The 22043-nt window shown below is 72.5% G+C and carries 17 protein-coding genes; 2 read left to right on the top strand and 15 right to left on the bottom strand.

The features are described 5' to 3' along the window. The 8 genes from ABZT14_RS04935 to ABZT14_RS04970 form a co-directional block, all read right to left on the bottom strand. Positions 1-1095, bottom strand: coding sequence for an acyl-CoA dehydrogenase family protein (locus ABZT14_RS04935; protein WP_356297153.1), 1095 nt, complete (start codon positions 1093-1095; stop codon positions 1-3). After that, entirely contained in the window at positions 1092-2258 is a 1167-nt protein-coding gene (locus ABZT14_RS04940; protein WP_356297156.1) for an acyl-CoA dehydrogenase family protein, read from the bottom strand. Before ABZT14_RS04940 ends, ABZT14_RS04935 begins: the two co-directional genes overlap by 4 nt. Next, positions 2255-5566, bottom strand: coding sequence for an amino acid adenylation domain-containing protein (locus ABZT14_RS04945; RefSeq protein WP_356297159.1), 3312 nt, complete (start codon positions 5564-5566; stop codon positions 2255-2257). Before ABZT14_RS04945 ends, ABZT14_RS04940 begins: the two co-directional genes overlap by 4 nt. After that, complete coding sequence (locus ABZT14_RS04950; protein ID WP_356297161.1) at positions 5560-6453, bottom strand: [LysW]-aminoadipate kinase; 894 nt, start codon at positions 6451-6453, stop codon at positions 5560-5562. Before ABZT14_RS04950 ends, ABZT14_RS04945 begins: the two co-directional genes overlap by 7 nt. 13 nt (positions 6454-6466) lie before the next feature. Beyond that, positions 6467-7504, bottom strand: a complete 1038-nt coding sequence (argC, locus tag ABZT14_RS04955; protein WP_356297164.1) for an N-acetyl-gamma-glutamyl-phosphate reductase — start codon at positions 7502-7504, stop codon at positions 6467-6469. Beyond that, positions 7497-7679, bottom strand: coding sequence for a lysine biosynthesis protein LysW (gene lysW, locus ABZT14_RS04960; protein ID WP_356297167.1), 183 nt, complete (start codon positions 7677-7679; stop codon positions 7497-7499). Before lysW ends, argC begins: the two co-directional genes overlap by 8 nt. A gap of 135 nt (positions 7680-7814) precedes the next feature. Beyond that, positions 7815-8846, bottom strand: coding sequence for a BtrH N-terminal domain-containing protein (locus ABZT14_RS04965; RefSeq protein ID WP_356297170.1), 1032 nt, complete (start codon positions 8844-8846; stop codon positions 7815-7817). Further along, positions 8836-9417, bottom strand: a complete 582-nt coding sequence (locus ABZT14_RS04970; protein ID WP_356297173.1) for a hypothetical protein — start codon at positions 9415-9417, stop codon at positions 8836-8838. Before ABZT14_RS04970 ends, ABZT14_RS04965 begins: the two co-directional genes overlap by 11 nt. Before the next feature lie 21 nt (positions 9418-9438). Between ABZT14_RS04970 and ABZT14_RS04975 the strand changes: the two genes are divergently transcribed. Then, the gene (locus ABZT14_RS04975; protein WP_356297181.1) at positions 9439-10344 is read left to right on the top strand and encodes a GNAT family N-acetyltransferase; all 906 of its coding nucleotides are present in this window, start codon (positions 9439-9441) and stop codon (positions 10342-10344) included. Positions 10345-10371: 27 nt separating this feature from the next. Here ABZT14_RS04975 and ABZT14_RS04980 read toward each other — a convergent pair whose 3' ends face one another. From ABZT14_RS04980 to ABZT14_RS05010, 7 genes are read right to left on the bottom strand one after another with little or no spacing between them, the layout of a single operon-like run. After that, the gene (locus ABZT14_RS04980; RefSeq protein WP_356297185.1) at positions 10372-11373 is read right to left on the bottom strand and encodes a transketolase C-terminal domain-containing protein; all 1002 of its coding nucleotides are present in this window, start codon (positions 11371-11373) and stop codon (positions 10372-10374) included. After that, complete coding sequence (locus ABZT14_RS04985; protein WP_356297188.1) at positions 11370-12212, bottom strand: transketolase; 843 nt, start codon at positions 12210-12212, stop codon at positions 11370-11372. Before ABZT14_RS04985 ends, ABZT14_RS04980 begins: the two co-directional genes overlap by 4 nt. Next, complete coding sequence (locus ABZT14_RS04990) at positions 12209-13561, bottom strand: DegT/DnrJ/EryC1/StrS family aminotransferase (protein WP_356297191.1); 1353 nt, start codon at positions 13559-13561, stop codon at positions 12209-12211. The genes ABZT14_RS04985 and ABZT14_RS04990 overlap by 4 nt, the downstream gene beginning before the upstream one ends. A 4-nt stretch (positions 13562-13565) precedes the next feature. Next, positions 13566-13892 carry a hypothetical protein gene (locus ABZT14_RS04995; protein ID WP_356297194.1) on the bottom strand — a complete coding sequence of 109 codons (327 nt, stop codon included), beginning with the start codon at positions 13890-13892 and terminating at the stop codon, positions 13566-13568. Continuing rightward, on the bottom strand, positions 13889-14764 hold the full coding sequence (gene lysX / locus ABZT14_RS05000; RefSeq protein WP_356297197.1) for a lysine biosynthesis protein LysX: 876 nt from the start codon (positions 14762-14764) through the stop codon (positions 13889-13891). Before lysX ends, ABZT14_RS04995 begins: the two co-directional genes overlap by 4 nt. Then, a complete protein-coding gene (locus tag ABZT14_RS05005) occupies positions 14761-15861 on the bottom strand; it encodes a M20/M25/M40 family metallo-hydrolase (RefSeq protein WP_356297200.1) in 1101 nt (366 codons plus the stop codon). Before ABZT14_RS05005 ends, lysX begins: the two co-directional genes overlap by 4 nt. Continuing rightward, complete coding sequence (locus tag ABZT14_RS05010) at positions 15858-16610, bottom strand: 2OG-Fe dioxygenase family protein (RefSeq protein ID WP_356298512.1); 753 nt, start codon at positions 16608-16610, stop codon at positions 15858-15860. Before ABZT14_RS05010 ends, ABZT14_RS05005 begins: the two co-directional genes overlap by 4 nt. Positions 16611-16767: 157 nt before the next feature. Here ABZT14_RS05010 and ABZT14_RS05015 point away from each other — a divergent pair, with 157 nt between their 5' ends. After that, positions 16768-22038 carry a MupA/Atu3671 family FMN-dependent luciferase-like monooxygenase gene (locus ABZT14_RS05015; protein WP_356297202.1) on the top strand — a complete coding sequence of 1757 codons (5271 nt, stop codon included), beginning with the start codon at positions 16768-16770 and terminating at the stop codon, positions 22036-22038. Positions 22039-22043 lie beyond the last annotated feature (5 nt).

Here is a 22043-nt window from a genome sequence, read left to right on the forward strand (position 1 = left end):
TCAGTGGGAGGACCGGGCGGAGGCGAGCAGCCGGCCCGCCTCCCGGAGCAGGCTGGTGCGACCGCCCAGCCACTGGGCGTCGATGGCGGCGCGCCGGTAGAACAGCTGGGCGTCGGAGCCCTCCGTCATGCCGAGGGCGCCGTGCAGGTGCACCGACTCGGCGGCGGTACGGCCGGCCAACTCCCCGGCGAGGGCGAGGAGTTGCGCCGCCAGTTGCCGCACGTCGGCTCCCGTGTCGGCGGCTCGGGCGCAGCCCTCGGCGAAGGCGCGTACGGCGGCGGTCTCGGCGGAGAGGGCGGCCAGCCGGTAGGCGAGGGCCTGCTGTTGGGCGAGTGTCCTGCCGAACGCCCGCCGGGACGTGAGGTGTCCCACGGCCAGCTCCGTGCCGCCTCGGGCGGCACCCGCGAGGTACGCGGACCACCTGATGCGCGCCCGGGCCAGGGCGTCGGCGTAGTGGTCGGTGACCCGGTGCACCACGCCGCCGTGTACGGGGGCGGCGGTGAACGTCACCTCGTAGAGGTCACCACGGCCGAGGTCGTCCTGGCGGCGGACGCGTACTCCCGGAGCGTCCGGTGCGACCAGGGCGAGGACGATCTCGTCGCTGTCGCTGTCGCTGTCGCCGTCGCGGCCCACGAGGGCCAGCAGGGCGCTGTCGGGGGCGAAGGCGACGAAGCGGCGGGTACCGGTGACCGTGTGGCCCTCGACGCGGACCGGTCCGGGCTCGGACGGGTCGCAGGTGCCGTGCTCGCGGAGCGCGACGGCCACCGGGCAGCCACCGTCCCGGAGGGCGGCGGACAGCGCGCCGTCGGTGAACGTGGCCGTGCGCTCCAGGAGTTCGGCCGCGAGGAGGGTGTCGGCCCAGGGGCTCTGGTACAGCGCCCCGCCCATCATCTCCGCCACCTCGACCAGGTCGGTCTGGCGGTGCCGGGCCAGGGCCCCGGCGCCGGCCAGCGTGTCCCAGACCGCGGTGCGGGTCTGCGCGTCGGCGGGGTCGGGCGCGGCCTTCGCGCCCGCGCCACGGTCGCGTTCGCCGAGGCGGCGCAGTGCCGGCGCCAGGTCGTCGCCGAACAGTTCCCTCAACTCGGGCGTCGTCACAGCAGCCCCAACCCGTTGGTGGCGATCAGATAGAGCATGACCTCGGAGGTTCCCGAGGCCAGCCGGTGGGAGGGGCCCATGCGGTAGCCCGCCTCCAGCAGTCCTCCGTCGGGGGCGTGCCCGTCCCAGGCGGTCAGCGCGGCGTCCAGTCCGTACAGGTCGAGCCCGGCGTCCAGTACCGGCCGCGCCTGCTCCGAGGCGTACCACTTCGCCATCGCGGAACGGACCGGGTCCGGGCTGCCCGCGTCCAGCCGGGCCACCTGCTGCCAGGCCAGCGCGTGCGCGGCGTGCAGCTTCGCGTCGAGTTCGGCCAGTGGCACCGCGTACGCGGGGTCGGACAGACGGCCGGTGGCCGCCGCGCGGTCGAGGACGAGGTCGAGCAGGCGGCGCGCCTTCGCGTGGAAGTCGACGCCGGTGCGCTCCAGTTGGAGCAGTTCGTTCATCAGCCGCCATCCGTCGTCGACCTGGCCGACGACGTCCGCCTCGGTCAGGCGTACGCCGTCGATGACGACGAGGTTGAACGTGTCGTTGCCCAGGCTCGGAACCGGCTCGACGTGTACGCCGGGGGAGCGCAGCGGCAGCAGGAACAGGGTGATGCCGTGCATCGGCACCGGGGACGCGGTGGTGCGGGCGGCGCAGACGGCGAACTCCCCGTAGCGCGACTTCATGTTGTAGACCTTCGAGCCGTACAGGCGCCAGCCGTCCCCGTCCGGCTCGGCCCGGGTGCGCAGCGCCGACAGGTCGGAGCCGCACTCCGGCTCGGTGAACAGCACCGTGGCGATCTGCTCCCCCGCCGCGAGCGGCGGCAGGTGGGTCTTCCTCTGTGTCTCGGTGCCCTCGTGCAGGAGCATCATCCCGACGATGTCGATGCTCAGGACCTGTACGTCGTCGGGTATGCCGGCGCGGGTCAACTCCTCGGTCACCAAAGCGGCTTCGGCGGCGCCCAGGCCGCGCCCGCCGTACTGGGCCGGCCAGGCGGGGGCGAGCAGCCCCTCCGCACCGAGCCAGCGGCGTACGTCCAGGTGGGCGGCCTCGGTGTCCGGCGGGTAGGCGGCGATACGGGCCGCGCTCTCCCGTACGCGCTCCTGGGAGAGCAGCGCCCGTATCTCGGTGCGGAACGCGGCCTGGGCCTCGTCGAGGCCGGCCATGAGGTCCTGGATCATCGGGAACCGTCCTGTTCCGCCTGCTCCAGGAGCGCCAGCAGTTCGGCGTCGTCCGCCGAGGCCAACTCGCGCTCCTCGATGAGTTTGGCGAGTTCGCCCAGCGTGCTGTTGACGAACAGGTCGCGCAGTTCCAGCTCCACCCCGAAGCGGTCGCGGACCCGTGCCCCGAACTGGGTGATCTTGAGCGAGTTGCCGCCGACCGCGAAGAAGCTGTCGTGGACACCGAACCCGTCGGTGCCGAGGAGGTCCGTCCAGATCTCCGCGACGGCGAGCTGCGTCGGGGTGCTCGGCGCCTCGAACGCCGTGGCGGTGGTGTGGGCCGTCGGTTCGGGAAGCCGCTTGCGGTCGAGCTTCCCGCTGGCCGCGCGGGGGAGTTCGGGCAGCGGCACGACCACCGACGGCACGAGGTGGGCGGGTAGTTCGACACCGAGGCGACGCAGCAGGTCGCCGGTGTCGGGTTCGGTGCCCGGGGCGGCGGTGACGTAGGCGATCAGGCGGGCCCCGCCGCCCTGCCCGTGTGCCACCACGACGGCCTCGCCGACGTCCGGCTGCCCGGTGAGGGCCTGTTCGATCTCGCCGGGCTCGATGCGCAGCCCACGGATCTTGATCTGGTTGTCGACCCGGCCCAGGAAGACGAGGTTGCCGTCCGGGCGCCGCACCACCAGGTCGCCGGTGCGGTAGAGGCGCTCGCCGTCGCCGCCGAAGGGGTCCGGTACGAACTTCCGCTCCGTCAGGTCGGAGCCGCCGAGGTAGCCACGGGCCACGCCCACGCCGCCGACGAGGAGTTCGCCCGGTACCCCGACCGGGACGAGGGAGTCGTGCCGGTCGACCACGTGCGCCTGGTAGTTGGGCAGGGGGGTGCCGATGGGCGGCATGGTGTCGTGCGGCACGTGGGGGCAGGCGTAGTTGATGCAGGCGACGGTCGCCTCGGTGGGGCCGTAGCCGTTGTGGAACTGGCGGCCCTCGGTGTTCCAGCGGTTCACCAGCTCGCCGGGGAAGGCTTCGAGCCCCACGAACAGCGTGCGCAGATCCGGGAGTCGCTCCGGGTCGAGCAGACCGAGCACCGCCGGCGGCAGGTCCGTCACGGTGATCCGCTCCTCGGCCAGCAGCGCGGCCAGCGCCTGCGGGTCGAGCAGGGTGCGGCGCGGTGCCTGGACGAGGGTCGCGCCGCTGGTGAGCGCGCCGAAGAAGTCGAAGAGGCTGACGTCGAAGGAGGGGTTGGCGAACTGTAGTACGCGGTCGCCGGGGCCCATGTCGAACAGGTCCGTGATGCCCCGGGCGAAGTTCACGATGGAGCGGTGCTCCACGGCGACGCCCTTGGGCCGGCCGGTCGAGCCCGAGGTGAAGATGACGTACGCGAGGTCGCCGGGGCCGGCGGCCGAGGGAAGTCGCGGGGCGGGGCCGGTGGTGAGTTCCGGCGCGTCGGCGAGGACGGCGGTCACCTCCTCGGGCAGCGAGGTGGCCAGGTCCCCGGTGGTGACGACCAGTCGGGCGGACGCGTCCGCCAGGAGCGTCCGGCGCCGCGCGTCCGGGTGGTCGGGGTCGAGCGGCAGGTAGGCGCCGCCGGCCTTGAGGATCGCGAGGAACGCCAGGGGCAGTGCGGGACCCCGCTCGGCCAGCACACCGACCACGGTGTCCGGTACGACACCCCGCTCGCGCAACACCGCCGCCAGCCGGTTGGCGCGTTCGTCCAACTCCCGGTACGTCAGCGCCTCGCCCTCGAACGTCAGGGCGGCGGCCTCGGGCGTACGGTCGGCGGCCCGCTCGAAGAGCTGGTGCAGGCACAGGTCGGCGGTGCCGAAGTCGCGCGCCGTGTCGTTCCACGAGCGCAGCAACCGCTCGCGCTCCTCGTCGGTGAGCAGCGGCAGTGCGCTCACCCGCAGCGACGGGTCCTCGGCCACCGCCCGCAGGACGCGGGTGTAGTGGCCGAACAGTCGCTGGATGCGGTCCTCGTCGAACAGTTCGGTGGAGTACTCGGCCCACAGCCGCAGCCCCTCACCGGGCACCTCGGTCAACTGCACCGCGAGGTCGAACCGGGCCGTGCCCGGGTCCGTCGGGTACATCCGCGCCTCGATGTCGCCGACCCGGCCCGAGGCGGGGGCGGCGTGCTGCATGGTGAAGCAGACCTGGAAGAGCGGGTTGCGGCTCGGGTCGCGCTCGGGGGCGAGTTCGTCGACGAGGGTGCCGAACGGCAGGTCCTGGTGGAAGTGCGCGCCCATCACCGTCTCGCCGGTGCGGCGCAGCAGTTCACGGAAGTCCGGGTCGCCCTCGGTCGACGTACGCAGCACCAGGGTGTTGGAGAGGAAGCCGATCAGGTTCTCGATCTCGGGTCGGGTACGGCCCGAGAAGATCGACCCGAGGACGATGTCGTCCTGCCCCGTGTAGCGGGACATCAGGGCGGTGAAGGCCGCCAGGGCCACGGTCAGCGGCGTCGCCCGCTCGGCGAGCGCCAGCTTGTGGAGGTCCTCCTGGAGGTCGGAGGGCAGCATCTCCTCCAGGACGGCTCCGGCCCGGGTCGGTACGGCGGGCCGGGACCGGTCGGCGGGGAAGTCCAGGGTGGGCAGGTCCGCCAGGCGCTCGCGCCAGTAGCCGAGTTGACGCTCCAGGACCTCGCCGGTGAGGTGGCCGCGCTGCCACACCGCGTAGTCCGCGTACTGCACGGGCAGGTCGGGCAGCAGGGGTGGCCGGTTCTCGGTTCGCGCCTGGTAGAGCTCGATCAGTTCCCGGACGAGGATGTCGGTTGACCAGCCGTCGGTGGCGATGTGGTGCATGGCCAGGACGAGGATGTGCTCGTCGTCGGCCAGCCTGACCAGCGAGGCACGCATCGCGTGCTCCTCGGCCAGGACGAAGCCGTGTCGGATCTCGTCGAGGATGTACGCGCGGGCCGCGTTCTCCTGGTCGTCGGACCCGGACAGGTCGATCACCGGCAGCGGTACCGGCGCGACGGGGTCGACGTGCTGGTAGGCGACACCGTGCTGCTCGGGGTAGCGGGTGCGGAGCACCTCGTGGCGTTCGGTGAGCCCGGTCAGCGCCCGCTGGAACGCGTCGACGTCCAGCCGTGCCCTGAGACGGGTCACCAGCGGGGCGTTGTAGACCGGCTGCCCCTGCGACCAGGTGTTGAGGAACCACAGCCGTTGCTGGGTGAACGACAGCGGGAGCGTGCGGTCCCGTGCGGCCGGCGTGATGGCGTCGTCGCGGGTCGCCTTCGCCGCGCCGCGCTGACGCTCGCGTGCGGCGAGCAGCGCCTTGCGGGTCTCGGCGAGGCTGCGGGCCCCTCCGGGCCCCGGCCTGCCTGAGGTGTTCAGCATGGTCGGACTCCCACCGTGGTCGTTTCTGTTTCGGGTGCCCCGGCGAACGCGCCGTCCGTGTCCGGTGCGGCGAGCCGGACGCGGGTGCCGCCGCCCGCGAAAGCCGCCGAGAGCGGCGCGTTGACGCGCCCGTCGGCCACCACCACGTCGGTCACCCCGCCGAGCAGGGCACCACGGGCCGCCTGGAGCTTGGCCGTCATACCGCCCACCGCCGCGTCGCCCACCGGACCCGACGGGGCCACCGGGAACGTGGGCAGCACAGAGGACTCGTCCCGGTGGTCGGCGAGCACGCCCGGGGCACCGGTGAGCAGCACCAGTCGGGCGGCCCCGAGCGCGACGGCCACGGCGGTGGCCGTACGGTCGGCGTCCACGTTCACCGGCGTACCGTCCTCGGCCAACGCGGGCGGTGAGAGGACCGGAGTGCAGCCGTCGCCCAGGAGCAGTCGGAGGAGCGTCGGGTCCACCTCACGGATGCGGCCGTTGTGGTCGTCGCGGATCATTTTCTTGCGGCCGTCGAGCACCGCGTGGTGTGCCGCCGCTCTCCGGGCCCTCAGGACGCCGCCGTCCATGCCGGTCAGGCCGACCGCCCGGGCACCGTTCCGGTTCAGGGCGGCCACCAGCTCCGGCTTGACCTTGCCGGCCAGGGCCAGTTGCAGCACTTCCAGGGTGGCCGGGTCGGTGTAGCGGCTGGAGGAGCCGCTCGGTGTGGTCAGCCTGCGCTGCGGCACGCCGAGCCGTTGCGCGAGCCGGTCCACCTCGGCGGCGCCGCCGTGCACCAGGACCACCCGGTGACCGGCCGAGGCCAGGGCCGCGACGTCCCGGCACAGCCCGGCCCGGTCGATGAGCGGACTGCCTCCGCACTTGACCACGGTGACGTCGTGATTCATGTCGTGCCGCCTCTCAGATCGGGTGCAGACCCGGGAAATCGAGGCCGGTGCGCTCGTCCCAGCCCATGCGGATGTTCAGGCACTGCACGGCGTTGCCGGCCCCGCCCTTGACGAGGTTGTCCAGGGCGGAGATCACCAGCAGTTGGCGGGTGTCCGCGTCGTGGGCGAACCCCACGTCGCAGTGGTTGGAGCCGAGGAGGATCTTCGGCTCGGGGTAGCGGTAGTTCCCGCGCTTCTGCGCCACTACGCGGACGAACGGCTCGTCCGCGTAGTGCGCGCGGTACGCCTTGCGGACCGCCGCCTCGGTCACACCGGGACGGGTGGTGGCCCGGCACACGACCTGGACACCACGCACCGCGTCGATGCCGGTGGCCGTCATCCGCGCGTCCAGGCCGGTGGCCTGGCTGACCTCCGCCTGGTGGCGGTGGCCGAGCGGGGCGAACACCCGTAGGACACCGCTGCGTTCGGAGTGCAGGTTCATCTCGCCGGCCGACGCCCCCGAGCCGCTGGAGCCGACGCGGCCGTCGAGGGTGACGGTCTCCTCGACCAGGTCCTCGCGGGCGAGGGGGTTGAGGCCGAGGACGGCGGCGGAGGCCATGCAGCCCGCGACGCTCACCAGGTCGGCCGTGCGCAGCAGTTCACGGTTCAGCTCGGGGATGCCGGTGACCGCCTGCTGGCACAGCTCCGGCTCCGGGTGGGTACGTCCGTAGTGCTTCGCGAACAGGTCGGTGTCGCGCAGCCGCAGGTCCGAGCTGAGGTCGTAGACCACCTTGGCCCGGCTCGCCAGACTCGCCCTGGTGGCCGGGTCGTCCAGGCTCGACGAGGTGAAGAACAGGACGTCGACCTCGGGGAGTTGATCCGGTCGGCAGTAGGCCAGGGAGGTACGGCCGCGCAGGTTGGGGTGACCGCCGTCGACGCGCCGGCCGGCCAGCCGGGTCGACGTCGCGGCGACGACGTCGACCTCGGGGTGGCCGAGCAGCAGACGGAGCAGTTCGCCTCCGATGTAGCCCGCGCCACCGACGATGCCGGCCCGGATCGGGGTGCTACTCACCCCAGTCCTCGTCGGCCTCCGGGGCGAGCGCCAGGGTCAGCGGATCGCGGGAGACGATTTCGAGTTCCGCCATGCACTCGCCGCATTCGACGATTTCGTGGAGTTCGACCTCGGGCGCGACCGAAACATCTCCCTGGCATTCTGGACAGGTCTGCTTGGTCAGGATGTCAGCCAAGATTCCATTCCTTTCGATGAGTATTCCCGGTACGGCTCGGGGCGGTTTTCCGAGGAGAAGACCTCGTGAAGCGCGGTCCTTGAACCGGTTGAATCCTCCCGCCCCGCACCGGCCGGCATGAGTCGGGAGAGTCCCCTACAGGGACAGCCAGGCGGACATCCGCTCCAGGACGTCCTCGTGGGTGCCGAGCAGCGCCTTGGTGCGGGACCTCAGCCCGGCCTCGGCGCCCGGCCCCACCTCGGCGGCGGTCGCCACGGCGATCCGCAGGGCCGACCAGTGGTGCGCCACCTGGTCGACCTGGCGGGCGAGTTCGGTGAGCCGGGGTTCGGCCAGGCGGTGGCCGGCGGCACGGAGGAACTCGGCGTGCAGACCGGTGACGGCGAGGACCGGTCCGATGACGACGAACAGTTCGTCGCCGGCTCCCGTGGCGTCCCCGTCGGCCAGTCCACGGGCCAGTTCCTCGACACCCGTGTCGAGGAACCCGTGCAGACCGCTCAGGCCACGTGCCGTCCCGTCGACGGGCGGCGCCCGGAACGCGTCCACGTTCGCCGCCACCACCCGCCGTACGAACTCGCGGTCGAGGACCGGCTGGTCGGGGCCGATCTCCAGCTCCAGCCAGCGGTTGCCGATCGGGTTGGCGGTGAAGAACATGTCCCGGTCGTGCAGGACCGGGTTGCCCGAGTCACGGGCCGCGTTCAGCGCCTCCAGGGGGAGGGCGCCCTGGAAGGCGGGGGGTACGGGGTCGGCGACGAGCACGTCCCCGCGTTCCTCGTCGAAGCCGTACAGCACCATCAGGTGGTTGGTGTGCACGTCGCGGTACGCGGGCCGGAACGGCAGGTGGAAGTTGTCCGCGGCGACCGCCACCGGCCGCCCCGCGCACAGCGCCTCGCGGACCTCGCGCCAGCCCTGCTCGGCGTCGGCGGGTTCGTGCCACCGCGAGGACAGGGCGTGGAACGGGGCGAGCCCCGCGAACAGGTCCTCGGCGCCGCCCGGCAGGTAGTACTCCTCACGGCGCACGTCACCTGCCGGGTAGGTGAACCCCCAGGCCGCGCCCAGGGCCTGGACCGGGTCGATGCCGTGGTGGTCGAGCAGGACGCCGGCGGTGGTGTGCAGACAGTGCGTCAGTTCGTGGCGCCAGTACCGTACGGGGGACAGTTCAACTCGCAAGGCGGCTCTCCTCGTCGGTTCCAAGGCTCATCGCGAAGACGTGCATGGCCGGGTTGTCCGGCAGCCGCAGCGCCACCAGGGGTTCGGGCACCGCCACCGGTACCCGCTGGCGCCAGATCGACGGGGCGTGGTCCCGGTGCGTGTGGCGCGGGTAGCGCATGGCGGTGGTGCGGAAGGCCAGCGGCTCGGCGAAGTACGCCTCCGTCTGCGGCCAGAAGTCGGACATCCGCAGCCAGGCCCCCAGGACCGTGCCGTCGGCGTAGTGCAGCTCGACCTGGTCCTCGGTGCGCCGCTCGGCGGCACCCAGCAGATGGATCCAGTCGTAGCGCCCGGCGGGCAGCGCGACCAGCTGGCCCCGGCAGCGGATGTTGTCGCCCCCGGGCACGTCCTCGGAGGGGAAGGCGAACCGCGCGCCCGCCACCTCGACGGTCGAGCCCGGCGTGGGCAACTCCTCGGCGGGAAAGGTGTTCCGCCAGATGTTGAATCCGTACGCGCCGTCCGTACCGGGTGGTTGGATTCCCCGGTTGTTGTAGTGCGGGGACAGATCGACGACGGTGTTCTCCAACCTCATCACATCCATTAGGTTGCGGGAATGGCCATTACTGGGGCGGCGGCGGCAGCCGCCGTCGACATACGACGGGTCGAGCGCGTTTCCGGCGAACTCGCCGGAGAGGTCGCCGGGGTGACCTCCGCCGCCTACGAGGTCGGGGACCTGGTGCCCGGACTTCCGGTCGCCGACGGCGCGCACGAGACCGCGCGGGACGTGCTCGCCGACGTGGCCGCCGGACGCTCGCTGTGGATCGCCGTGGTGGACGGGCGCTGTGCCGCGTCGGTCCGCGCGGTGCCCCGCGCGGACGGCGACTGGGAGGTGCGGCGCCTCGCGGTGGCTCCCTGGGTACGCCGGGGAGGCCTGGGCACCCTGCTGCTGCGCCGCCTGGAGCGCGACGCCTCGGGCGCGGGCGTCGGACGGGTCGTCCTGGACGCGGTGGTGGAACGAGGCAACCCGGCCTTCTACGCACGTGCCGGGTTCCGCACCGTTCACCACTTCGCCGCCGACGACAAGCCGCTCTCCGAGGTGCACATGGAGCGCGACCCGTCGACCCCCGCCCTCGCGCGGCCTCACCCGGAGAACGGCCCCCGGCCGGGCTGGGCGGTGACCTGGTGGGGCGTGGGAAGCACCACCGTCGCCTGCCCGGGGCCGGACGTCCCCCCTCCCGCCGGTGCGCGGGCGCTGGGGGAGGACCGGCTGGTACGGGCCGGCGCCAGCGGGGAGGCCGCCAGCGCGGAGGTCACCGACGGAGAGGTCACCGACGGGCAGATCACCAGTGAGGAGATCACCGCCCTCCTGACGGCCGGCGCCGACCGGAGCGAGCCGGACGGCTCGCTGGTCTTCGGGCGGCCCGCCGCCCGGATCAGGGCGTTCGCCCAGCCCCGGCTGACGCACACCCACCTTCTCGCCTGGTGGCGCAGTCCGGCGGTGCGCTCCCACGGTGGCTGAACCGTCCCCTGCCGCCCGTCCGGCCCGTCACCGGGCCGGACGAACGAGGGCGAGGGCCTCCTCGGCGATCCGCCGAGGGCTCACGCCCGCCGTCTCCAACAGCTCGCGCTCGTCGGCGACATGGTCGAAGAACCGGTCCGGCACACCGACCCGGCGTACCCGGCAGGGCAGTTCCTCCGTCACCACCTCGCAGACGGCGGCCCCCAGGCCACCCGTGACCACGTGGTCCTCGACGGTGACGATCCCGCCGGTCTCGGCCGAGGCGCGCACGATCGCGGCCCGGTCGACCGGCTTGACGGTGTGCATGTTGAGCACCCGCGCCGACACCCCCCGCGTGGCGAGGAAGGCGTGCGCCTCCAGCGCCATGGAGACCGGGTAGGGGCCGGTGGCGACCAGTGTCACGTCGTCGCCCGCGCGCAGTTCGCGCGCCTCGCCCAGCCGGAACTCGTACGGCTCGGTGTGCACCAGCGGCGTCGCGGCCCGGCCCAGACGCAGGAACAACGGGCCCGGCAGGTCGGCCGTGGCCCGCACCGCGTACTCGGCCTCGACCGCGTCGGCCGGGACCACCACCGTCATGTTCGGCAGGGTCCGCACGATCGCGAGGTCGTCCACCGCGTGGTGCGTGGGGCCGTAGTGCCCGGCGGACAGGCCCGCGTGCGTGACCACGACACGTACCGGCAGGTCGTTGCCCGCGACGTCGACCTTCAGCTGCTCGCAGGCCCGGGTCGCGGCGAAACCGGAGATGGTGTTGGCGTACGGGAGGAGTCCGGTCGCCGCGAGGCCCGCCGAGACACCCATCAGGTTGGCCTCGGCGATGCCCACGTTGACGTACTGCCGGGGGAGTTCCTCGCCGAACAGCGTCTCCAGGCCGCCCATGTCCGAGTCCACGCAGAAGATCCTCGGATCGGTGCGGGCCAGCTCGACGAGCGTCCTGCGGTAGACGTCGCGGGAGGCCACGGCGTAGCGCTCCTCCCAGTCGGGGTCGACGGCCGCCGTGACGGGCCGAGCCTCGTCCAGTGCGGTGGTCATCGCTTCCTCCTCGCGTTCAGGCCCGCCGTGGCGCGCTGGAACAGCCGGGGTGACAGCTGTACCGAGTGGGATTTCCTCTTGCCCTCGAACAACGGCACGCCACGGCCCTTGACGGTCTGCGCCAGGACGACGGTGGGCCGCCCGGCACTGTCCGGTAGCGCCGCGAAGGTGGACCGCAGCGCGTCCAGGTCGTGGCCGTCCACCGTCACGGTGTGCCAGCCGAAGCTGCGCCACCGGTCGGCGAGCGGTTCCAGGCTCACGCACTCCTCGGTGGAGCCGGTGATCTGCAGACCGTTGCGGTCGACGACGGCGACCAGGTTGTCCAGGCCGTAGTGGCCGGCGGTCATCGCCGCCTCCCACACCGAGCCCTCCTGGAGTTCACCGTCGCCGAGCAGGACGAACGCCCGCCCGGGGGCGCCGCTCCGCTGGTGCGCCAGCGCGACGCCCGAGGCCAGTGAGAGCCCGTGACCGAGTGACCCGGTGGGGAACTCGACTCCGGGCAGCCGCCGCAGCGGATGGCCGGCGAGCCGGCTGCCGGCCATGCCGTAGGTGTCCAGCTCGGCCCGTTCGATGAAGCCCCGCTGGGCGAGGACCGCGTACAGGGCGGCGCTCGCGTGTCCCTTGCTCAGGACGAACCAGTCCCGCTCGGGCCACTCCGGCTCGTCCGGTCGCAGCCGGAGGACGTCGTGGTAGAGCACGGTCAGTACGTCGGTGGCGGAGAGGCTGCCGCCGACGTGGGTCCCGTTCGGGTTCGTGCCCATCCCGAGGACGAGTGCGCGCACCTCGTGGGCGAGGTCGGCGAGTTCCGCGGTGGTGGTGCCGGTGACTGCGGTGCTCATGACGTCTCCTCCAGGTTCCGTACGGCCTTGTGCCACGGCGGCCGGTACTCCGTCGCCCGGGCGAGGGGGAGCAGCTGGTCGAGCTGGTCCCACACCTTGACGAAGGCGTCCGCGCAGCGGTCGAGGAGCGGGCCCGACGCCGGGTTGAGGTGTAGCCGCTGAAGCGTCAGCGAGTCCTCGATGACGGCCAGCGAGACCGGGAAGCTCTCGATGCGGTAGTCGGGTCGGCGCGCGCCGGGCAGCGTCCACGGCAGGCCGCCCGCCTCGGTCAGTTGCTGGAACGCCCGCTGTCCCGGCAGCGGCACCACCTGGTACGGGGCCACCGGTACGCCCTCGGCGCGCAGCGCGCGGTGCAGTACGGCGCGCAGCGCGCCGGAGTGGACGTCGTCGTGACCGAGCGCCTCGGCGGAGAACCGCAGGCGCAGGATGTGCCAGGAGTGGGTGCGGTCCGGCGGGCAGTACGGCACCGTGACCCCGGCCAGCTGTCCGACGCGGTCGAGGAACTGGGTGACGTTCTTCGAGCGCAGCTCCGCGTACTCGTCGAGCCTGGCGAGCTGGCGGCGGGTGAAGGCGGCCTGGACGGCGCTGAGCTTCTCGTTGCCCGCCATGACCCGTGAGATGTAGTCGCGCTCCCTGCCCGGGCGCAGGTCCTCGCCGAACTGCCGCCGCAGCACCACCCGTTCGTGCAGTTCCTCGTCGTCGGTGGTGACGAGACCGCCCTCGCCGCAGGTCGGCAGGTTCTTGACCACGTTCAGGCTGACGGCGTTGATGTCGCCGATGGAGCCGGCCATGCGGCCCTGGTACGTCGCGCCCTGCGCCTGGGCCGCGTCCTCGATCAACCGCAGCCCGTGCCGGTCGGCCAGGGCGCGCAGCGCCGTCATGTCGGCCGGGAGCCCGTGCAGGTGCACCGCGATGATCGCCCGGGTACGGGGGGTGATCGCCGCAGCCGCCGCCTCGGGGTCCATCGTGTACGTCACCGGGTCGACGTCGACGAAGACCGGGACCAGCGTCCGCTGGACGACCGGTATCGCCGAGCCGATGAAGGTGAGGGCGGGCACCAGGACCTCGTCGCCCGGCTCCAACTCCAGGGCCGCCAAGGCGAGTTCGAGGGCGGCCGTGCCGTTGGAGACGGCCGCGCAGTACCGGGTGCCGGTGTAGGCGGCCCAGTCCCGCTGGAGGGCGGAGACCTCTCCCCTGCCGGCGTCGTTGGAGGTGAACAGGCCGCCGTCGAGCACCCCGAGGACGGCCTGGCGCTCCTCGTCGGTGACCACCGGCCAGCCGGTGAGGTCCTTGGTCATGTCCTGGCGCCGCAGGGACCTGGGGCCCCCGAACATCGCGAGCTTCGTCATCTGGTCAGCCCTCCCGGGCGGTCGCGACGGTGGTCAGGGACGACAGGGCGAGCCCGGGCCGCTCCGGCAGGCGTACCGAACGCAGCTCGCTGCCCTGCCGGGTTACCGGCACCCGGACGGAGACGGTGTCGCCGGCCGGGACCTCGAACTGTTCGGGATCGGTGCCGTCGGCGTAGTGCAGCCAGACGGTGCCCACCGCGGTGGTGTCGGCCCTCAGGGTCAGGTGCAGCCAGTCGTAGTGGGCGGCGGGCAGGTCCAGGTGCCGGCCGTCGAAGGGGACGGGCGTCGTCAGCGGCAGGGTCCGCAGCCGGCCGGTGTCCCGGGCGCTCACGCCGCGTCCCGCTCGTCGAGGAGCCCGACCACGTAGTCGACGTAGGCGCCGACCAGGTCGGTGCCCAGCACCTCGATGGCACCGTGGAACTCGGGGGTGTGGTTGACCTCGTTGACGTACATCCGGCCGTCCCGGTCCTCGATGACGTCGACGCCCAGCACTCCCTCGCCGATGACCTCGGCGGTCGCGGTGAGCAGCTTGACCAGGTCGTCGGTGAGCGGGCAGACCTCGGTACGCCCGCCGAGCGCGGTGTTCGTACGCCAGTTGGTCTCGGAGATCTTGTAGATGGCGCCGACCACCTCGCCGCCCAGGACGTACGCCTTGATGTCCCGGTCCGGCTTGTCGACGTACTCCTGGACGTAGGTGATCTGGTGCTGCGGCCCGGGCAGCGCCGCGCGGTGCTCGAACACGGCCTCGGCCATCTCGTGGTCGCGCAGCCGGGCGCCCATCCGCCCCCAGGAGCCGGTCAGCGGCTTGACGACGGCCGGGTACCCGAAACCGTCGAGCGCGTCGAGGACCGAGTCCGGGACCAGACCGACCAGGGCACGCGGCGTGGGCAGCCCGCCCTCGCGCAGCGCGAGCGCGGTGAGCAGCTTGTCGCCGCAGAGGTTGATCACGCGCGAGCTGTTCACGACCGGTACGCCGGCGTGCTCCAGGAGGCGGCTCGCGTAGGCGTTGCGGGTGTGGGAGATCTCGCGGCTGAGGGCCCCGCGGTAGGGCAGGGACGCGGCACCGTCGAGGGAGAAGGTCACCGCGCGGGTGTCGACCTGCTCGAACTCGATGTCCCGCTTGCGCAGTTCGGCGAGGAGCAGTCGCTCCTCGACACGTACGCGCGAGGTCAGTACGGCCAGCGGTCGTCGGTCGGTGGTCACGGGGCCTCCAGGGAAGTACGGGAGTCGAGGGGCCTCATCGAGGCGGCCAGGCGGGGCAGCGCGGTGCCGAGGACGTCGATGGCGGTCAGGTATTCCGGCAGGGCGATGTGTTCGCCGTCGGTGTGGCACAGGTGCGAGTCCCCGGGTCCGTACGCCGCGGTCGGTACGCCCCACACCGGGCCGACGACGTTCCAGTCGGCGGTGCCCAGCTTGAGCTTGGCGGTGGCACGGGCCCCGGTGTCCCGGATGCCGGCGCTGAGCGCCTTGACGACCGGGTCGGTACGCGGCGAGCGCATCGCCGGCACGTCCTCCACCACGGTCACCGGACGCCCGTCGGCCAGCTCCTTCAGGACGGTGCGGAACGCGGCGGCGTCGAAGTCGACGGGCACCCGGACGGACACCTCGATCCACGCCTCCTCCAGGTCGCCGCCCAGGCCGATGACCGACGGCAGGGCCTGGTCGAAGAGGGCGGTGCGGTGACCGTCCCGGGGCCCGTAGCGGTGGGCCAGCCAGTCGCGTGCCGCCGACCAGAAGTCCGTGACCAGCTCGGCGGCGGTGGGCTGCGGTGAACTGGTGTGCGCGGCCGGCTGGTGGGCGGTCGTCCGAAAGCGGAAGACGCCCTTGTAGCCGATGCCGACGCAGTGGGCGCCGCTGGGCTCGCCGATGACCACGGCGTCGGGAGCCGGTCGCCGCGTCAGGTGCCGGGCGCCGAGCGAGGCGCGCTCCTCGTCGACGGCACCGACCACGACGATCCGCGCGCCGGAGTCCGCGTTCAGGGCCGCCGCGCAGATCATCGCCGCGAGGGGCCCCTTGGCGTCGACGGTGCCCCGTCCGTGCAGCACGTCACCGGACAGCCGCGTGGGTACGGCGCCCGGCACGGTGTCCATGTGCCCGAGCAGCATCAGCTCGGGCCCGGACGGATCGCCGACCGCGCCGTGTACGTTCCCGACCTCGTCGAGACGGGTGTCGAAGCCGAGCCGCTCCATCCGTTCGGTCAGGAAGGCGCCCAGGGCCTGTTCGTCGCCGGAGACCGACGGGATCTCCACCATCGAACGGAGCAGTTCGACGCGTGCTTCCCGGTTCAGGTCGGTACTCATCGGGCCGCTGTGGGTTCGGCGGCCGGGTTGAGGTCGACGAGCAGCATGTCGCGGATGCCCGTGTCGCCGGCCGGAGAGATCGGTGTCACCTCGTGGGTGAGGCGTCCGTCGTCCACCAGGACGGAGTCCAGTGGCCTGGCGAGCGTCAGGTCCACCGTGGTGGCGTCCTCCAGGTGCAGCGTGGAGTGGCCGCCGGTGAGGTGGTCGCGACGCAGCAGGTGCATCCCGACGAAGGCGTGGCCGTCGCGGTGCCGCCCCTCGGGTGTCGGCTCACCGTCGGCACCCGGCTTCGCCAGGATCCGCACCAGGTGGATGCCCACGTCCCAGCGGGTGACGCCGGACACGGCCGAGGCGATCTCCACGTCGAGGCCCACCAGCGCACGCATCGCGCCGTGCAGCAGCGTGTCGGCGGCGACGGGGGCGAAGACCCGGTTCTGGCCCCGCCACATCTCGATGGCGTCCTGCCGGAACGCGGAGTGCGCCAGCGCCTCGAACTCCGTGCCCGAGGGGCCGGGTTCGACCCGCAGCCGGCCGTAGCGGCGCAGCCGGAACTGCTTGCCGCCGGGTATCTCGGTGTCCAGCTCCAGGTCCTCCCAGGCCGCCTGGAAATCCTCCAGGACACCCTCGCCGAGGAGGGGCCGCACCGAGGCGTGAGGCAGGAAGGCGAAGCCACGGCGGGCGGTGGACTCGATGTACTCGTCGACCACGGACCGGGGTGCGGTGCCGGTCGCCGTCGCGGTCACTTCCATAGTGCTCAAGATGGCCCCTCGTGTGTGATGCGCCAGATTGGTGAGCACGCTCCCACCGGCGACGGGACGGCGGTGAGTCCGTAGTTCCCCTGACTGCTCGTCGACGCCCGGGGCGAAGAGGCTGCGGCAGCAGGACACATCGACGAGGAGCCCCGGCATGTCGCGAAACGTCAAGGACCGTCTGGACCGACTGACCCCGCACCAACGTGCGGCGCTGCTTGCTGAGTTGCGCGCACAACGTGAGCGGCGTCCCGACGCCGGCCGGATCCCCCTGGCCGGCCGTGGCGAGCCGCTGCCGCTGTCGTACGTGCAGCAGAGTCTGTGGTTCCTCGACCAGTGGTCCGACGGTCTGGCCTTCTACAACACGCCCCTGGCCCTGCGCCTGCGCGGCCCCCTGGACACCGAGGCGCTCGGCTCGGCCCTCAGTACGGTGATCGCCCGCCACGAGACGCTGCGCACCCACTACGTCTCCACCCCGGACGGCCCCCGGCAGGTGATCGGCGCGGCCGGCCAGGGCCCGGCCCCCCTCACCCACGTCGACCTCAGCGCCCTCCCCGAGGACGAACGGACCGCGCGCACCGAGGAACTCGCCCGCGCCGAGGCACGCCGCTCCATCGACCTGTCCCGCGACCCGATGCTGCGCGCCACGCTCATCAGGCAGGGCCCGCAGGAGTACGTCCTGGTCATCGCCATGCACCACATCGCCACCGACGGCTGGTCGACCACCCGCATGGTGCGGGAACTCACCGAGTGCTACCTGGCACGGCGGGAGGGGAGAACCCCCGGGCTGCCCGAACTGCCCATCCAGTACGCGGACTACGCGGTGTGGCAGCGCGACCGGCTGGCGGGCAGTGCCGGCGAGGCGTCCCTGGCGTACTGGCGGCGGCAGTTGGAGGACCTGCCCACGCTCCAGTTCCCGGCCGACCGCCCCCGCTCCGACGACCCGAAGTGGAGCGGCGACGTCGTCGACGCGTTCCTGGAGCCCGGACTCCACCGCGACCTGACCGCCCTGGCCACCGCCGAGGGGACCCGCTTCCTGCCGGTCACGGTCGCCGGCCTGAACGCGCTGATGTCCCGGTACACCGGACAGGACGACATCGTCCTCGGCTCGGTGTTCTCCGGGCGCACCCGCACCGAGTTCGAGCCGTTGATCGGCTACTTCGCCAACACCGTGGTGCTGCGTACCTCCACGGCGGGTGACCCCACCTTCCGCGAGCTGCTCGCCCGTACCAGTGGCGTCGTCCTCGACGCGCACGAGCACCAGGACCTGCCGTTCGACCAGCTCGTCGGCGAGCTGCGCCCGGACCGCGACCAGAGCCGCAACCCGCTGTTCCAGCAGGCGATCTACCAGCTCGGCACCCCGCTGGAGACCGTGCGGATGGGCGACATCGAACTGTCCGGCCTGCCGCTGCACATGGGAACCTCCAAGTTCGACTGCACCATCGGCGTCTCCGAGCGCGGCGCCGGCGGCGTGGACCTGATGGCGGAGTACGCCACCGAACTGTTCGACCGCGACCGCGTCGAGCGGATGCTGCGACACCTCACCCGCGTCCTGGAGTCGGCCGCCTCCCGCCCCGACGCCCGGTTGAGCGAACTCGCGCTGCTCACCCCTCCCGAACACGAGCGGATCGTCACCACCTGGAACGACACGGCGGTCGACGTGGACGTCAGCGGCGGTGTGCCGGCGGCCTTCGAGGCCCGGGCCGCCGAGACACCGGACGCGGTCGCGGTGGTCCACGGCGACGCCGAGCTGACGTACGCCGAACTCGACCGCCACGCCAACCAGGTGGCCAACCGGCTGCGCGCCCTCGGCGTACGGGGCGGGGACCTCGTCGGGGTCTGCCTGAGCCGCTCGGCCGAGATGCCGGCCGGACTCCTCGGGGTGCTGAAGTCCGGTGCCGCGTTCGTTCCGCTGGACCCCGAGTACCCGACCGCGCGCCTGGGGCACGTGATCGGTGACGCCCGGCCGGCCGCCGTCCTGGTGGACTCCGTCGCCCGCGCGGCCCTGGACGCGGCGGTCGAGGCGGCGGACAGCGCGGCGAACCCCGCGGTCGTCGACCTCGACGACCCGGCACATCCCGGTACGCCCACCACCGCACCCGACACCGTGGTCGACGCGCACGACCTCGCCTACGTGACCTACACCTCGGGCTCGACCGGCACGCCGAAGGGCGTCATGGTCGAGCACGCGCAGCTGCTCAACCTCTTCCGGGGGCTCGACGACCGGCTCGGCGAGGACACCCCGGGCAACTGGCTGGCGATCAGCAGCATCTCCTTCGACATGTCGGAGGTCGAGATGTTCTGGACGCTGACGCGCGGCTTCAAGGTCGTGGTCGCCAGTGGCCAGCCGCACGAACTGCTGCGCGCCACACGCCCCGAGCGCACCAGGCCGCTGGAGTTCGGGCTGTTCTACTTCGCCAGTGACGCGAGCGACGGCGCCCCGGGCAGCGACCGGTACCGGCTCCTCACCGAGGGCGCCAGGTTCGCCGACCGCAACGGCTTCAGCGCCGTGTGGACACCGGAACGGCACTTCCACTCCTTCGGCGGCCTCTATCCGGCGCCCTCGGTGACCGCCGCCGCCCTCGCGATGATCACCGAGCGGATCTCCATCCGCTCCGGGAGCGTCGTGTTGCCGCTGCACCACCCGGTGCGCGTCGCCGAGGAGTGGTCGGTGGTGGACAACCTGTCCGACGGACGGGTGGGCATGGCTTTCGCCTCGGGCTGGTTGCACGACGACTTCGTGTTCGCGCCGCAGCACTACGGCGACCGCAAGCAGGTCATGATCGACGGTGTGGCCACCGTACGTTCCCTGTGGCGCGGCGAGTCGGTGTCCCTCACCGCGGGCAACGGCGAGGAGATCGACGTCGCCATCCGGCCCCGTCCGGTCCAGCCCGAACTGCCCGTGTGGCTCTCCTCCGGCGGCACCCCCGCCACCTTCCGGGCGGCGGCCGAGCAGGGCGTCAACATCCTCACCCACCTGCTGGGGCAGGACCTGGACGCGCTCGCCGAGAACATCCGGCTCTACCACGACACCTGGCGTGAGACGTGGGGGGAGGACGGCGGCAGGGTCACCCTCATGCTGCACGCCTTCGTCGACGAGGACCGGGAACGCGCGTTGCGGCTGGTGCGCGGCCCCTTCATCGACTACCTGCGCACCTCGCTCGACCTGGTGCGCGTCCTCGGCCAGCGGATGGGCGTGGACGTCGACCCGCGCAACATCAGCGAGGACGACCTGGACGCCCTCCTCAACCACGCCTTCGACCGTTACGTCCACACCAGCGGCCTCTTCGGCACCCCCGAGGACTGCCTCGCCCTCGTCGACAGGCTGAAGGCGGTCGGTGTCGACGAACTGGCCTGTCTGGTTGACTTCGGCATCGACACCGAGGACGTCCTGGGCGGCCTGGCCCACCTGAACCGGCTGCGGGTCCTCAGCAACCCGGCCGACGACAGTGCCGAAGCCAGCACCGAAACCAGTGCCGAAACCGCCCCGGCCACCCTGGCCGAACTGGTCCACCGCCACGAGGTCACGCACCTCCAGTGCACCCCGTCCCTGGCCCAGCTCATGCTCGACGACCCCTCCGGCGAGGCCCGGGCGGCCCTGGGTCGGCTCAGGGTCCTCCTGGTGGGCGGCGAGGCGGTACCCACGGCCCTGGCGCAACGGCTGCGCGAGGCCGTCCCCTCCGGCACGGTGCACAACATGTACGGGCCGACCGAGACCACGGTGTGGTCCACGGCCGGCCGGGTCCTCGCCACCGACACGGGAGCGCCCACCACACCGGTGGGCACCCCGGTCGCCAACACCTCGGTGTACGTGCTGGACGCGCACCGCCGGCCGCTCCCGGTCGGCGTACCGGGTGAGCTGTACATCGGCGGCGACGGTGTCGCCCGTGGCTACTTCCGGCGCCCCGAGCTGACCGAGGAGCGGTTCCTGCCCGACCCGTACCGGCCCCCGTCGGGGACGCGCCCGGCCCGCATGTACCGCACCGGCGACCTCGCCAGGTGGCTGGCGGACGGCCGCCTGGAGATCCTGGGCCGCGGCGACGACCAGGTGAAGATCCGGGGCTTCCGCGTGGAACTCGGTGAGGTGGAGACCGCGCTGTGCGACCACCCCGACGTGGCGTCCGCGGTCGTCACCGCCCGTGGTGATGCCGGAGCCCGGTACCTCGCCGCCTACGTGGTCCCCGCGCCGGGCCGTACGGCGGGCGACTCCGAGGCCCTGCGCGAGCACCTGCGCGCCCGCCTCCCGGAGTTCATGGTCCCCGCGCGCTGTACGTGGCTCGACGAACTGCCGCTGAACTCCAACGGGAAGGTCGACCGTCTCCGCCTGCCCGAGCCGGCGGCGGGCCCCGCCCAGAGGACGTCCACACCGCCGACCACCCCCGTGGAGAAGGAACTCGCGGAAGCCTGGTCCCAGGCCCTGGAGATCGACCCGATCGGCGTCCACGACAACTTCTTCGAGTTGGGCGGCCACTCCATCACGGTCATCCGGGCCGTCGACTTCGCCAACAGGCGCGGAGTCCGGGTGACGGCACGCCAGCTCTTCCAGCACCAGACCATCGCGGAACTGGCGGTCGTGGCCGAACAGAACACCTCGGCCACGACGTCCGGCACCGACGACCTGCTCGTGCCGCTCAAGACGACCGGCGCCCTGCCGCCGCTGTTCTGCCTGCACTCCAGCACCGGTACGGCCACCTCCTACGTCCCGCTCGCCGGGCGGCTCGCCGAGGACCGGCCCTGCTACGGCCTCGAAGCCGCCCCGATCGTTCCCGGGGAGCCGGAGGAGTCCGTCGAGGCGCTCGCCGAGCGGTACTGCGCGGCCATTCGGACCGTCCAACCGGAGGGCCCGTACCACCTGTTGGGCTGGTCGCTCGGCGGCGGCATCGCCTGGGCCATGGCCTCCCTACTACAGTCGCGGGGCGAGGAGATCGCCCTGCTCGCCCTGCTCGACACCCAGCCGCCGGCCGAGCTGCCGGAACCGCTGGGCCACGCGGAGTCGGTGTGCGCCTTCGCCGACAGCCTCGCCCTGTCCATGGGGGGCCAGACCCTCGGCATCGACCCCGGCGGCATCGCGCACCTGTCGCAGGAGGCCCAGTACGAACGGGTCCTGGGCGCCCTGCGGGAGAAGGGGCTGGTACGGGACGGCGAACACGAGGCGATGGGGGCGCGGGCCCGCATGTTCGTGGCCATGACCAGGGCGGCCTCGGTCTGGAGGGCGACGGACTACCACGGCCCCGTCGAGCTGTTGGTCGCCGACGATCCCGGTGACGTCCACTGGTTCGCCCAGGGCTGGCAGCGGCACGCCGACGGACCGGTCAGGACCCGGCTGGTGCCGGGCAACCACTTCACCGTGGTGCAGAGCGCCGGCGCCCCCGCGCTCGCCGACGCGCTGGAGGAACTGCTCACCGGCACCGGGACGGAGGCGTCATGACACTC

The organism is Streptomyces sp. NPDC005438 (genome assembly GCF_040606315.1).
Taxonomy (GTDB): domain Bacteria; phylum Actinomycetota; class Actinomycetes; order Streptomycetales; family Streptomycetaceae; genus Streptomyces.

Bases quoted from the DNA above. Each gene is read 5' to 3' on its own strand.
- ABZT14_RS04940 (WP_356297156.1), bottom strand. From the start codon at position 2,258: ATGATCCAGGACCTCATGGCCGGCCTCGACGAGGCCCAGGCCGCGTTC.
- ABZT14_RS04945 (WP_356297159.1), bottom strand. From the start codon at position 5,566: ATGCTGAACACCTCAGGCAGGCCGGGGCCCGGAGGGGCCCGCAGCCTC.
- ABZT14_RS04950 (WP_356297161.1), bottom strand. From the start codon at position 6,453: ATGAATCACGACGTCACCGTGGTCAAGTGCGGAGGCAGTCCGCTCATC.
- ABZT14_RS04970 (WP_356297173.1), bottom strand. From the start codon at position 9,417: ATGAGGTTGGAGAACACCGTCGTCGATCTGTCCCCGCACTACAACAAC.
- ABZT14_RS04975 (WP_356297181.1), top strand. From the start codon at position 9,439: ATGGCCATTACTGGGGCGGCGGCGGCAGCCGCCGTCGACATACGACGG.
- ABZT14_RS04980 (WP_356297185.1), bottom strand. From the start codon at position 11,373: ATGACCACCGCACTGGACGAGGCTCGGCCCGTCACGGCGGCCGTCGAC.
- ABZT14_RS04985 (WP_356297188.1), bottom strand. From the start codon at position 12,212: ATGAGCACCGCAGTCACCGGCACCACCACCGCGGAACTCGCCGACCTC.
- ABZT14_RS04990 (WP_356297191.1), bottom strand. From the start codon at position 13,561: ATGACGAAGCTCGCGATGTTCGGGGGCCCCAGGTCCCTGCGGCGCCAG.
- ABZT14_RS05005 (WP_356297200.1), bottom strand. From the start codon at position 15,861: ATGAGTACCGACCTGAACCGGGAAGCACGCGTCGAACTGCTCCGTTCG.
- ABZT14_RS05010 (WP_356298512.1), bottom strand. From the start codon at position 16,610: ATGGAAGTGACCGCGACGGCGACCGGCACCGCACCCCGGTCCGTGGTC.
- ABZT14_RS05015 (WP_356297202.1), top strand. From the start codon at position 16,768: ATGTCGCGAAACGTCAAGGACCGTCTGGACCGACTGACCCCGCACCAA.